Source organism: Streptomyces sp. DI166 (assembly GCF_900091315.1).
Classification (GTDB): Bacteria; Actinomycetota; Actinomycetes; order Streptomycetales; family Streptomycetaceae; genus Streptomyces; species Streptomyces fuscus.
The window spans coordinates 48,284-61,420 of the sequence record NZ_FLSP01000050.1 but is presented as its reverse complement, the minus strand read 5'-3'; the positions used below and the strand labels follow the sequence as shown (position 1 = coordinate 61,420).

Below are 13,137 nucleotides of genomic sequence, written 5' to 3'. Positions count from 1 at the left end.
CAGCCCTCCCACGACGAGCTCGACTACGCCGCCCTCCAGCTCAGCGGCCCCGACGAGTCCGCCGACCGCAGGGGCCGTCTGTTCCCCGCCACGCCCTACGATCCGGTGGCCGTCGAGTACCGCCGTCGCGCCGAGTCGGTGGCCTCGCTGCCGCTTCCCGGGCATGCCGTACGGCCCCGCGAGTCGGCCGGTTCCTTCGACCACCGCTACGACGCCGACGCCCGTGCGGACATCCCCTCGGACGGCACCTGGCACACCGTCACCATCGGCGAGATCCCGGTCGGCCTGCGCACCGAGTACCTGGCCGTGCCCTCCGTGGAACAGCGGGTCTACGGCACCCTCGTCCTGTCCAACGCCACCGACCAGGCCCTGCTCGCGGGACCGGTCGAGGTCACCGTCGACGACGACTTCCTGCTGACGGCCGCGCTGCCCACGCTCGCGCCCGGCGGTGCCCGCCGGATGGGGCTCGGGCCCGCCGAGGGCATCCAGGTCACCCGGCGCACCCACCTCAACGAGTCCACGGCGGGCCTGCGCAACAACACCACCGTGCTGGACCACCGCGTGTCGGTGGAGCTGGCCAACCGGCTCGCCCGGCCCGTACGGGTCGAGGTCCGCGAACAGGTACCGGTCACCTCCGAATCCGACGTGCGGATCGAGGAGAGGGCCGACTGGGCGGTCCCCGACGAGGGCGCGGGCCCCGACCGGCACGCCCCCGGCACCCGTGTGTGGCGCGTCGAGCTGCCGCCCGGGGGCACCGTCGCCCTGGAGGGCGGCTACGAGATCCGTATCCCGGCCGCGAAGGCCCTGGCCGGCGGCAACCGCAGGAGCTGACAGACACCATGCCCACGGATACGGACCTGATCCCCGCCCCGGTCACCGCCGTCACCTGCCTGGAGGACCGCACCCACGTCGAACGCACCCTCGCCCTCGACCTGGAGGCCGGAACCCAGCGGCTGCGCCTCGGGCCGGTCAGCGCGCTGGCCGTCGACCGCACGCTGCACGCGGAGCTGACCGCCGACCACGACACCGCCGTCCTGGACGCCCGCCTCGTGCGCACCTGGACGCCGCGCGGCCCCGAGCCCACCGCGGACGACTCGGCGCTGCGACTGCGCCTGCACGACCTCAAGGAGGAGCGGTTCGCGCTGGAGAAGCGGACCGACCGGCTGCGCACCCGCCTCGACCTGCTGGGCAAACTCGCCGCCGACCTCCTGCGCGAGATCGGCGAGGCAGCCGGCCTCGGCGAGACGGAGGTGGCCCGCTGGTCCGCGGAACTCGACCGCGCCGACGACGAACGCGACAGCGTCAGCGAGGAGTTGCGCGTCGCACAGGCCCGCCTGAACACCCTCGCCACCCGCATCCAGGAGACCGAGCAGGCCGTCGCACTGGCCGAGCAGGAGCCCGCCGAGCTGCTCGGTCACATCGAGCTCACCGTGCGGTCCGCCGAGGCGGGCCAGGCCCGGCTGCGGCTGACCCACCTGGTGCCCTGCGCGCTGTGGCGGCCCGCCTACCGGGCGGTGCTCGAAGCGGACACCGTGACGCTGGAGACGGACGCCATGGTCTGGCAGCGCACCGGCGAGGACTGGTCCGCGGTCGCCCTGACGCTGTCGACGGCGCGCTCGGCCTCGGCGAACGAACCGCCCCGTCTGGTCGAGGACCGGCTCACCCTGACCGACCGCTCCCCCGCCGAGCGGCGCACGGTCGCGGTGGAGATGCGCGAGCAGGACATCGCCGACCTGGGCCCGGCGCCCGTGCTCGGCCTGCCCGGCGTGGACGACGGCGGTGAGACCCGGGTGCTGCGCTCCCCCGCCCCCGTCTCGGTGCCCTCGGACGGCCGCGCCCACCGCATTCCGCTCTCCTCGGCCGCCATGCCCGCACGCAGCGAGTACGCCTGCTCCCCCGAACTGTCCCCGCTGGTCACCCAGGTGGTCCGGTTCGACAACGCCTCCGGGCACGCGCTCCTCGCCGGCCCTGTGGACCTGGTGCGCGGCAGCGGGTTCAGCGGACGCGGCACCCTGGACTTCACCGCTCCCGGCGGACCCGTCGAGCTCGCCTTCGGCAGCCAGGACGACTACCGGGTCGTGCGGTACGCCGAGGAGTCCCGCGACACCGCGGCCATGACCCAGCGGACCACGGTCACCCACACCGTGCGCCTGCACCTGTCCCGTTTCTCCGCTCCGGGGGCGGAGGGCGAGCAGGTGGTGGCGGTGCGGGAACGGATCCCCGTCTCCGAGGTCTCGGCCGTGGACGTACGGCTGCGCAAGGAAGACTGCTCCCCGCTCCCGGACACGGTCGACGAGGAGGGCATCGCCCGCTGGGACATCGCCCTCCCGCCGGGCGGCCACCGCAGCATCACTTTGGTGTACGAGGTCTCCGCGAGCGGCAAGGTGAGCGGTCTGTGAGCCGCGGCCCCCGTCAGGTGCCGTCGACCAGGGCGCGCAGGGCGGCGTCCCAGTCGACGTCGTCGAGTTCCGTCCCGGGCGGCACCGCTTCGCAGGTCCGCGCCAGCCAGTCCTGAAGGTCGGCCAGGTCGATCTCGAACAGGGCCGTGGAGCCGTGGTCGTGCAGACGCAGCCGGACGACGGGGCGGCCCGTGCGGCGCAGCGGCCAGATCCGTACGTCCCCGTTGCCGGTGGGCCGCCGCAGTCCGTCGCACATCAGGGTGCGGCTGATCTGCCAGGTCACGGCCCTGTCGTGGGCCGGCCGGAAGACGACGGTCACGAACAGCGGATCGGCCGGGTCGTAGGAGAAGTCCACCCGCAGCGCAGCTCTGACCTCCTGGATCACCTGGTGCGCGGTCAGCGAGAGGGACTCCGGCCGACTGGACGCCGGAGTCCTCCCACCTGATCCGAACTGCTTGCCGTTCATACGTCCTCCCACCCGTGCGCCCGCATCGCGGCACCGGGTACCCGCTTGCGCCGGCTTCTTTCCTGTCAACTCTCGGAAGACGGCCTGCGCCGGTGCCTGCGGTACCAGAGCCCGCCGACCACGACCGACCCCGCGGCCAGGACGAGGCCGAAGACCGGCCAGCGGTGACCGGCCAGGTCCAGTCCGGCGAGGAGGGTGAAGACGATCAGGAGGACCGGGACGAGGAGGGACAGGACCGCGCGGAAGGTGGCCGCCAGGACGTCCGGTTCGGGCGCGGAGATCCTGCGGCGCGGGGCGGTGACGGCGGCGCTGTCGCCGAAGTAGTAGGCGAGGACCCGGGGCATCAGGCGGGCGTCGGCACGGCGGTAGGAGTTCCCCATGTACGGGAGCCAGACGAGCGGGGCGACGAACCCGACCACGAGGACCACGCCGAGCAGGAGCCAGCGCGCCGTCTGTACGACGATCCGGCGCACACGGCTCATGCCCGCGTAGTCGTCGCCCGGCGTGATGATCCCGAGGAGCCGGGCCATCCGGAGGGTGACCTCCCACACGGCCGCCCAGCGTCTGAAGCGGACGGGCGGCGGTTCGACGGTGCGCGGCATCCTGTCGAGCGCTTCCCGCGCCTGCGTGGTGTCTTCGTACGCACCCTGGAGGACCATCAGTTCGGCGGCGCGGGCGCGGTCGGTGGGGTCACGTCCGTCGAGGGCGGCCAGCTCCAGGATCGTACGGGCCTGGCGGAGGATGGCCGTGCAGAACGCCACGGGAATCAGCACGAGGAAGGGGCCGCCGACCAGTGCCCCCTCCGACACGACCGCACGCCTGCCGCGGGTGACGACCCTGGCCCGCAGTTCCGCCTCGTCGGCGTCGGGGTGGTCGTGGCGCAGCTTCTCGATCGCGCGGGGTACGCCCTTGCCCATGTGGCGGACGGCGAAGTCGGCGAGGAGTTCGGGCAGATATCGGGGTTCGGCGACGATCGCCGCGAGCAGCCAGCGCTCGGCGGAGCGCTCCTTGCGGTCCCCCGCCTTCTTCCTGTCCTCCCGATGACGCACATGCCGTATCTATCATGAAAAGCCGCATTACCGGCGCGGTCGGCGATGCCCGTGTCATCGTTTGACGCGGCCTCGGACGGCGAGCACCGCGAGGCCGAGGAGGATCGGTTCGGCGATACGGGACGTCATCTCGACATAGGTGCCGGTGGTGGTGAGGTCCTGGCCCGCGCTGCGGAACACCACGGAGTTGATGACGACCCGCAGCGACTTCTCGAACCGCTCGGAAGTGAGCCGCTCCGCATAGGGTCCGTCGGGGTTGGCGGGGCCGGGTGTCTCCTTCGGCACTCCCCACAGCATCAGGGCGAGCACGGTGGCGGCCATGGCGGCGAACAGCCAGCCCAGGGCGCGGGAGGCGCGCAGCCCGTAGCCGGACAGCGCCCAGTAAGCGGCGACCAGGGCCCGCTCGGCGCGCGGGGTGCCCCGGTCGTGGCGGCGCATCTCCATCTCGCCGTAGTAGAAGTCCGCCGCTCCGGGCTCGTCCTTGGCGTCCTCGAACGCCTTGCGCAGCTGCCGGTACACCGGGGCCAGCACGGCGGGCTCCAGCACGGTCTCCCCCTCCGGTGCGGGGGTCCAGCCGTCCGTGCCGCCGGAGCGGGCGGCGCGCCAGTGCTGTTCCTCGGCCAGCGTCCGGCGGGGTGTCCAGCGCAGGCCCGCGGGGGCGGTGGGCAGCTTGCACCGGCCCTCCAGGCGGAGCTGGTCCAGGTGGACGGTCCCGGCGAACAGGCAGTCGGTCAGATCGACGTCGGTGAGCACGAGGTGTGCGGCGTCGACGCCTCTGGTCGATACGACGCGTACCGGCGCGTCGGCCGGGAAGGGCTCGTCCAGCTCCCCGTGGTCCGTGACGAAGGGCCGGCTGCGGGCGGCGATGCTCACGGGGAACTCCAGGACCGCGTCGCTCAGGTCCACGGCCGCGTGACGCAGGCGCAGGGCGGCGGTGGAGGCCCAGCGTGTGCGGACGAACCGCAGGTCCCCGGTCACCGCCTCGATGGTCGAAACGCCTTGGAACACCGCTCCCGACACATCCAGCCTGCCCTCGCACACCAGCGGCCCGAATTGAACCGTCTGCTCGAACACGGTGCTGTCGAAGAGGGCGTTGCCGCCGATCCGCACGGCCGACAGCGAGCAGGTGCCGGTGAACGTCGACGCGGTGATCCAGAGGCGGCCGTCGAACTGGGCGCCGTCGAACCAGGTGTCGCCGCCGACCTGCGCGGCGACCAGGGTGGTGTCGCCGGAGACCACCATCCCGTAGAACAGGGCGTCCCCGTCGATTCGCGTCCTGTGGAAGTCGGCGTCCCCAGCGAACTTCGCGTTGACGAACCAGGCATGACCGCCGACCTCGGCGTCGTCGAACCGGGCCTCGCCGCCGACCTCCGTGCCGTACAGCCACAGGTGGCCCGCGACCACCGCCTCGGGCATCGACAGGTCACCGCTGATCCTCATGCCGTCGAAGTGGGCGTCACCGCTGAACCTGGCCCGGTCGAACTCGGCATTGCCGACACGTGGTTCGTCGGTCGAGGGGTCGGTGAGGGCGTCGGTGAGTTGCCCCAGGAGTTCTTCCGTGAAGGGCGTCCCGCGATGGTCGACATCGGCCCCGGGCCGCAGTGCCGCAAGGTAGGCGCCCCGGTCGGCATCGCTGAGGTGTGCCAGGCATTCGGCGTACCCGTCCACCCGGCGGCCGAAGCAGCGAACGCCGTCCGGCGACGGATCGTCACCGAGCCGGCAGTACGGCCAGTCGGGCGGTGAGGCAGGTGCGTCGGCGATCATGACGCCCGATCGTACGTCCCGCGCCGGAAGGGCTGCCCAAGTGACGGGTCGCGGGCCGTCACTTGGGCACCCCCATCGCACCGGCTCAGGGCGCCATCTCGTACGCCCCCGACAGCGCCTCCACGCGCTCCCACACGCGGGACGAGCGGGCCTCGTCGATGACGGGGCGGCGTACCGCGGCGAGCGCCCAGTTCTGCTGGGCCTCGGTCGCGGAGTCCTTGCCGTGGAGTTCGACGGCGTAGGCGGAGAAGTCGCGGACGAGGACGGAGAACAGCTCGTCGAGGACGTCCTCGTCGAGGTCCGTGAGGCGAGCCTGCTCCAGGATCAGCTGGCCGTGGACGACCAGGGCGAAGAGCTGGCCGACGGCGAGGAGGAGGTCGAGGTCGCGGCTCTGCTCCTCGTCGGGGGCCGCCGTGGTGACGAACTCGCACAGCGCGTCGGCCTGTTCGCGGAAGCGGGTCACGTTCGGCACGTGGGCATAGGCGTCGTAGGCGGGGCGCCAGTCGTGGAAGCGGACGGAGCCGAGGCCGCGGGCGGGTCCCTGCTGGAAGAGGAAGGTGTCGTCGGCGGCGTCGAGGCGGGTCGGCACGGGTTCGAACTCGGCCGGATCGAGCAGGTGGTTGCGCATGAACTTGAGGATCAGCGCGAGGTTGACGTGGACCGTGCCCTCCAGCTTGGGCAGCCCGCGGATCTCGACGGCGGCCTGGGCGAAGTAGGTGTCCTTCTCGAAGCCCTTGGCCGCGATGACGTCCCACATGAGGTCGATGACCTTCTCGCCCTCGGTGGTCACCTTCATCTTCGTCATCGGGTTGAAGAGGAGGTAGCGGCGGTCCTCGGGCGAGGCGACGCGGAAGTAGTCCACGGCGCGGTCGCTGAACAGCTTCATGCCGACCAGGCGGACGTAGGCGTCGGCCAGTTCGCGGCGCACGTGCGGGAAGGCGGTGACGGGGCGGCCGTAGAGGATGCGGTTCTGGGCGTGGGTGATCGCCTCGTACATCGCGTGCTCGCAGATGCCGATGGAGGCGGTGCACAGGTTGAACTTGCCGACGTTCACGGTGTTGAGGGCGGCGTCGAAGGCGGCGCGGCCGGTGTGCAGGACGTCGTCGGGGCGTACCGGGTAGTTCTCCAGGCGGAATTCGCTGACGTACTTGGAGGAGTCGACGACGTTCTTGACGAGGTGGTAGTTCTCGTGGCGGCTGTCGGCCGCGAAGAAGACGTAGCCGTCGGGGCCCTCGATGTCGGTGCGGCGGCCGAAGACGGAGACGAGGCCGGCGGCGTTGCCGTTGCCGATGTAGTACTTGGAGCCCGTGGCCGTGAAGCCGCCGTTGCCGTCGGGCGTGAGCAGCATGTCGGTGGAGTAGATGTCAGCGCCGTGGGTCTTCTCGGACAGGCCGAAGGCGAACACCTCGCCCTGGTTCAGGAGTTCGGCGGCGCGGGCGCGGGCCGCGGCGTTATCGCTCTGCCAGACCGGGCCGAGCCCGAGGATGGTCACCTGCCAGGCGTACCAGTAGTCGAGTCCGTAGAAGCCGAAGATCTCGTTCAGGGCGGCGATCCGGGCCGTGTCCCAGCGCTGCTCCTTGTTGCTCGCGGCCGAGCCGGGGGTCAGGAAGGTGGCGAACAGGCCTTCCTTGGCGGCGAAGGCGAGGAAGTCGGCCAGCCAGGCGCGGGTGCGGTAGTCCTCGATGAGCCTGCGCTTTCCGCGCTCCTCGAACCAGTCGACGGTGGCGCGCAGCAGCCTGCGGGTCTCGGGGTCGAAGTGCGCCGGGTCGTACGTACGCGGGTTGAACAGGAGCGGGTCGGTCATGGAGGTCCGCCTTCCGAGGGTTGAGGGTGAACGGTCGGAATGGAAGTGCCGGAGGGCTCAGTCGCGCGGCTGTGTGCCGCTGAGCCGGTGGAGTGTGGCGAGTACGTCGTCGAGCCAGGCGATCGTCATCCGTTCGTACGCGATGCCGCCGCGCAGCACGACGTGCTGGAGCTCCTGGCCCGCGTCGAGCGGGCCGGGGGCGGTGGGGCCGGTGAAGTCGCGCTGTTCGCCGGCGAGATAGTGGGCGAGCCGGTCGCTGTGCGCCTTGCGGTGCCGTTCGACCTCGCGGATCAGCGCGGACGGGTCGTCGAAGGCCGCGCCGCGGATCTTCACGGCGAGTTCGTGCCGGATGCTCTCCGGTTCGATCGGCTCGTGCAGCCACTGGGCGAGGGCGGCACGGCCCGCGTCCATGACGGAGTACACCTTCTTGTCCGGCCTGCTCTGCTGCGGCAGCCCGCGGACGGCGAGCAGGCCGTCGCTCTCCATGCGCTTGAGGACGCGGTAGATCTGCTGGTGGGTCGCGGTCCAGAAGTACCCGATGGACCGGTCGAAGCGCCGGGCCAGCTCATAGCCGGTGCCGGGCTGCTCCAGCAGGGAGACGAGGATCGCGTGCTCAAGCGCCATGCCCCGATCTTGATATGCAACTCGTTGCATAGCCAAGTCCCCTCGGCCCGGTGAGACGCGGTTCACTCGCGGGCGGGGCTTCGGGTTACCCCCACCCCGGACTCGCCAGCAGCCACCATGGCCCGCCCCCGCCCGTGCTCCGTAGCGTTGAGTCATCGGCCAGGTGAGGATCAGGAGAGGGCGGACCATGAGGCTGCGCAGGGGCAAGGGGCACGCGGCGGAGGAGCGGCAGGCGCAGGGGACGCCCGGTCTCGCCGTCGAGCTGCGCGGTGTCCGGCGCCAGTACGGCCGCGGCTCCGGCGCCGTGCACGCGCTCGCGGGCATCGACCTCGCTCTGCCGCACGGCACGTTCACCGCCGTCATGGGGCCCTCGGGGTCCGGCAAGTCGACGTTCCTGCAGTGCGCGGCCGGGCTCGACCGGCCGACGGCCGGGTCGGTGCGGCTGGGCGGTACGGAGATCACGGGGATGCGCGAGAACCGGCTCACCGAGTTGCGCCGCAGCCGCCTCGGCTTCGTCTTCCAGGCGTTCAACCTGCTGCCGTCCCTCACCGTGGAGCAGAACGTGCTGCTGCCGATGCGTCTTGCCGGGCAGCGGCAGGACCGGCGCCGGGCCGCCTCGGTGCTGGCGCAGGTCGGGCTCTCCGACAAGGCGCGCAGCCGCCCGGGCGAGCTCTCCGGCGGTCAGCAGCAGCGGGTCGCCATCGCCCGCGCCCTGGTCACCAGCCCGGACGTGATCTTCGCCGATGAGCCCACAGGCGCCCTGGACACGGCCACCGCCACCGGTGTCCTCGGTCTGCTGCGGCAGGCGGTGGACACGCTCGGGGCGACCGTGGTGATGGTGACCCACGACCCGGCCGCCGCGGCCTGGGCCGACCGCGTGCTCTTCCTCGCGGACGGCGTCTTCGCCGGCGGCCTCGACGGCGGCTCGGCGGAGCAGATCGCGGCCCGCATGGCCACGCTCACCTCCCGTGCGGGGGCGATGGCGGGGGTCGCCGCGTGAGGAGCCTCGCCCCCAACGGCCTCGCCCGCGCCGCCGTGCGGTTCAAGCCCGCCGCGTTCGCGGGCACCTTCGTCGCGCTGCTGATGTCGGCGCTGATCGTCTCGGCCTGCGGCATTCTCCTGGAGACCGGCGCCCGAGCCTCCGTCCCGCCACAGCGGTACGCGCAGGCTCCGGTCGTGGCCGCGGCGGACCAGTACGCCCGCTTCGTCACGGGCAGTGGGGACGGCCGCACGGAGACGGCCGAGCCGCTGCCGGACACGGCACGGGTCGACTCGGAGCTGGCGCGGAAGGCGGCCGGGGTGCCCGGCGTGCGGGCCGCGGTGCCCGACCTCACGTTCCCCGTGCGGCAGGGCGAGTCCACGCTGACCGGCCACGGCTGGGGCGCGCACCGGTTCACCGGCGCCACACTCACCTCCGGGTCGGCGCCCCGCGCAGGTGAGGTGGTGCTCGGCACCACCGCCGCCGAGGTCGGGGACATCGTCACGCTGGAAACCGCCGCCGGGCGCGCCGGGTTCCGCGTGTCCGGGCTGGCCGAGCCCGGTCCCGGCGACGTGGACGAGGGCGCCGTCGCCTGGTTCGCCGACGACCGCTCCCCGGCTCTGGCCGGGCACCCCGGCAAGGCCGACGCCATCGCCGTACTGCCCGAGGAAGGGGCGGACACCGACGCGCTCGCCGCCGGGGTGCGCAAGGCGCTCGCCGGTTCGGGGGTCGAGGTGCACACCGGTGACGACCGGGGCGGTGTCGAGGAGCAGGGGCTTGCCTACGCCAGGGAGCTGCTCACCGGGCTCGGCGGCTCGTTCGGCGGGATCGCGGCCGTGGTCGCGGTCTTCACGGCGTCCGGCACGGTCGCGCTGTCGGTGGCTCAGCGCGCCCGGGAGTTCGCGCTGCTGCGCGCGGTCGGTGCGACACTCCGGCAGATCCGCCGCGCGGTCGCCTCCGAGGCGCTGCTGGTCGCGCCGCTGGCCGGGCTGGTGGGCTGTCTGCCGGGGATCGGGCTGGCGCACTGGTGGTTCGGGGAGCTTCGGGACCGCGGGGCCATACCGGAGGCCGTCGAGCTGCACGTGTCCTGGATCCCGCTCGTCGTGGCCGTCGGCACGGGGCTGCTGACCGCGCTGGTCGCGGGCTGGGCGGCCGGGCGGCGTCCGTCCAGGATCAAGCCCGGTGAAGCGCTCACCGAGGCGTCGGTGCAACGGCTGCGGCCGGGCGTGGTCCGTACCGTGCTGGGCGTGGGCGCCCTGGTCGGTGGCGGCTTCCTCAGCGTGCTCGCCGCCCGTGCGGCCGGGGACGACGCCGCCAACGCCGCGCTCGGTGTCGTCATGTGCTTCATGCTCGCCGTCGCGCTGCTCGGTCCGATCGTGGCGCGGCTGTGCGCGGGGCTGTTCGGGACGGTGCTGCGGGGCGGTGGCGCCCCGGCCTCGCTGGCTGCCGCCAACTCCCGTACGAACGCCCGCCGTCTGGCCTCGGCGATCACCCCGATCGTGCTGGCGATGGCCTTCGCGTCGACGCTCGTCTTCATGCACAGCAGCGAAAGCCATGTCGCCGAACGGCAGTTGCGGGAGGGCCTGACCGCGGACCACGTGGTCACGCACCCGGCCGGACTGCCCGCCGGCACCGCCGACCGGGCCGCCCGCGCGCCCGGCGTCGAGGCGGCGGTGTCCCTGCTCGACACACAGGTCCTCGTGCCCGTCGGTTCCGGCGCCGACCGGTGGTTGCAGAACTCGACCGCGCAGGGGGTCTCCGGCTCCGGCAGGGACCTGGCGAAGGTGCAGGATCTCGACGTACGCAGCGGCAGCCTGGACCGTCTGGGCAAGGGCCGGATCGCCGTCGACAGGACCCTCGCCACGTCGGCGAAGGTCGCGGTGGGCGACCGGCTGGAGCTGTACCTGCCCGACGGCACCAAGAGCCGCCCCGAGGTCGTCGCCGTCTACGGCCGAGGGCTCGGCCTCGCCACAGTGACCATGGACCGCGCCTCGCTCGCTCCCCATGTCACCTCGGGCTTCGACAGCGTGCTGCTGGTGCGGGGCGGGGACGCCAGGGCCCTCGCCGCACTCGGCGAGGTCACCGATGCCTCCGGGTACGTCGTCGAACAGAACACCGACCGCGAACTCAACGCCTGGGCCAACCGCACGATGGCCGCGGTCCTCGGCGGCTTCGCCGCGGTCGCCGCCGCCAACACCCTGGTGATGACCGTCCTGGACCGGCGCCGCGAACTCGGCATGCTGCGCCTGGTGGGCTCCACCCGCCGTCAGGTGATGCGGATGCTGCGCTGGGAGGCGCTGCTGGTCGCGGTCGCGGGCGTCGTCCTCGGTACGGCCATCGCCGCCGCGACGCTGATCCCGATGATGCGCGGCCTGACCGGCGAGGACCCGTACGTGCCCCCGCTCACCTACGCGGCCTTCGCCGGGGCCGCGGTGGCGCTGGGCCTGCTGTCCGTGACGCTGCCGGGCAGGGCGGCACTGCGACGCTGAGACCGTGGGCGCCTCACCCTCCGCGGCGCCCACGGTCCCGACTGCGGGCCCCGGGTCAGGGGGCCGGGACCTCGTCGACGAAGGTCGTGCCGTCACCGCGCAGTTCGGAGACCTTCGCGGCGACCTGGGCCGGGGTGAGGACCTGGTCCTTGACGTGCAGGACGTAGTCGACCTGCTGGTCGTAGGCACGTGGGGTGGTCGACGTCTGGCCCTGGAGGTCGATCAGCCACTGGTTGAAGTTGATCGACATGGGCCGCTCGGGCAGATAGGCGGCGTCGTGCGTACCGAAGTGCTGCCCGTCGACGTAGTAGGTGATCCTGCTGTTGTCGATGGTGACGACGAGGTCGTGCCAGCCCGCGTAGCTCTGCCGGACCTCGCTGTGCTGGTTGACCGCCTGCCACGGGTCCGGGTTGTAGGTCTCCCAGGAGGTCGTGTACAGGATGTTCGCGGGCTCGCCCCAGCCGCCGTTGGGCAGGTACTCGAAGTCGTACTCGGCGTAGTCGTCGGCCATCGGGGCCTTGAGGTCGTTGATGGTGAAGAACGTCTGGACGATGCGGTCGCCGTCGGGGCCGTACTTCGGCGCGTCGGAGAACTTCACCCGGGCCGCGTAGGTGCCGTTCTTGAACTTCATGGACTTGGTGAGGACTTCGGTGTGGGTGGTGCTGGAGCCGGTACCGGCGGTGGAGGTCTCCAGGTTCATCACCGAGTTTCCGCCCTGGTTGACGAAGGTGACCTTCGAGGGGTCCCAGGTGGCGCCGGGGACGCCGGGGCCGCCGGAGTTGGAGCGGACGCTCCAGCCGTGGCTCGACAGGGCCGGGTCGGTGTGCGAGGAGTAGTTGAAGTCGTCGAAGAGGGTCTTGCCGTCGCCGGGCGGGTCGGTCGGGGTCGGCGGGTCGGTGGGCTCGTTGCCGTCGGGAGCGGTGCCCCACACGTGGGCGCCGCCCAACTGCGCGGTGACCTTGGACCAGTCGGCGTAGCCGGTCTGGCCGCCGTTGAAGGAGTAGTCGTCGCTCTGCGTCAGCCGCTGCCAGTTGGACTGGTAGAAGCGCAATTGCATGTCGCCGGTGTCCGCGCCGGGGGCGAGGGTTCCGGCCGCACTGGTGAAGCCGATCTCCAGGTAACGGTCGGCCGTGGCGGTGGGGTTGGCCAGGGTGCCGAAGGTCCCGGTGATCGCCGAGCAGCCTCTGACCGCCCAGGAGCAGGCGAAGCGGTAGGTGGCGTTCGGGGAGTCCGCCTTGAAGTAGTAGCGGATCTTGACCTGGCTCAACTGGATCGTGCTGGTACCGGTGTTGCGGACCTTGAACCACGGTTCGCTCTGGTCGGCGGTGGCCCCGCTGGCACTGGTGCGGTACTGGACTGCGAGGCTGTCCCCCGGTGCGGCGGACGCGTTGGTGAGGGGGACGGCCGCCAGGGCGGCGCTGCCGATGACGGCGGTGAGGGCGAGGGCCGCGCGCGTGCTGCGGCGGGTGGCACGGGTACTCATCCGACGGTTCCTTTCGTTCGCTCCCGGTGTCCGCGGGAGGGATGGTGGGGTTGGAGCGTGGATGTGCGGGTGGGTGGGCG

10 protein-coding genes are annotated in these 13,137 nt (G+C 72.2%); 4 read left to right on the top strand and 6 right to left on the bottom strand.

Features of this window, described 5'->3' with window-relative positions:
* Together GA0115233_RS23620 and GA0115233_RS23615 are read left to right on the top strand one after the other, a co-directional pair.
* Positions 1–831 (top strand): DUF4139 domain-containing protein (locus GA0115233_RS23620; protein WP_141689559.1); only part of this gene is annotated, 831 nt, incomplete at its 5' end.
* A gap of 8 nt (positions 832–839) precedes the next feature.
* Positions 840–2,399: a mucoidy inhibitor MuiA family protein gene (locus tag GA0115233_RS23615; protein WP_093722272.1), complete on the top strand. Its 1,560-nt coding sequence runs from the start codon at positions 840–842 to the stop codon at positions 2,397–2,399.
* 13 nt (positions 2,400–2,412) lie between these two features.
* On the opposite strand, the gene GA0115233_RS23610 is transcribed toward GA0115233_RS23615, so the two are convergent.
* The 5 genes from GA0115233_RS23610 to GA0115233_RS23590 all read right to left on the bottom strand — a co-directional run bounded on the left by GA0115233_RS23610 (position 2,413) and on the right by GA0115233_RS23590 (position 8,106).
* Positions 2,413–2,865 carry an SsgA family sporulation/cell division regulator gene (locus tag GA0115233_RS23610; RefSeq protein ID WP_093722271.1) on the bottom strand — a complete coding sequence of 151 codons (453 nt, stop codon included), beginning with the start codon at positions 2,863–2,865 and terminating at the stop codon, positions 2,413–2,415.
* Positions 2,866–2,930: 65 nt separating this feature from the next.
* Complete coding sequence (locus tag GA0115233_RS23605) at positions 2,931–3,914, bottom strand: hypothetical protein (protein WP_093722270.1); 984 nt, start codon at positions 3,912–3,914, stop codon at positions 2,931–2,933.
* A 54-nt stretch (positions 3,915–3,968) separates the two neighbouring features.
* Positions 3,969–5,678: a pentapeptide repeat-containing protein gene (locus tag GA0115233_RS23600; protein WP_107406456.1), complete on the bottom strand. Its 1,710-nt coding sequence runs from the start codon at positions 5,676–5,678 to the stop codon at positions 3,969–3,971.
* Positions 5,679–5,763: 85 nt separating this feature from the next.
* Entirely contained in the window at positions 5,764–7,482 is a 1,719-nt protein-coding gene (locus GA0115233_RS23595) for an acyl-CoA dehydrogenase family protein (RefSeq protein WP_093722269.1), read from the bottom strand.
* A gap of 57 nt (positions 7,483–7,539) precedes the next feature.
* Positions 7,540–8,106 (bottom strand): PadR family transcriptional regulator, encoded by a 567-nt coding sequence (locus tag GA0115233_RS23590; RefSeq protein WP_093722268.1) that lies wholly within the window; start codon positions 8,104–8,106, stop codon positions 7,540–7,542.
* A gap of 187 nt (positions 8,107–8,293) precedes the next feature.
* On the opposite strand from GA0115233_RS23590, the gene GA0115233_RS23585 reads away from it, so the two are divergent.
* On the top strand, positions 8,294–9,106 hold the full coding sequence (locus GA0115233_RS23585; protein ID WP_093722267.1) for an ABC transporter ATP-binding protein: 813 nt from the start codon (positions 8,294–8,296) through the stop codon (positions 9,104–9,106).
* A complete protein-coding gene (locus GA0115233_RS23580; protein WP_093722266.1) occupies positions 9,103–11,574 on the top strand; it encodes an ABC transporter permease in 2,472 nt (823 codons plus the stop codon). The genes GA0115233_RS23585 and GA0115233_RS23580 overlap by 4 nt, the downstream gene beginning before the upstream one ends.
* 55 nt (positions 11,575–11,629) lie before the next feature.
* Here GA0115233_RS23580 and GA0115233_RS23575 read toward each other — a convergent pair whose 3' ends face one another.
* Positions 11,630–13,057, bottom strand: coding sequence for a cellulose binding domain-containing protein (locus tag GA0115233_RS23575; RefSeq protein WP_093722265.1), 1,428 nt, complete (start codon positions 13,055–13,057; stop codon positions 11,630–11,632).
* Between the last annotated feature and the right edge of the window lie 80 nt (positions 13,058–13,137).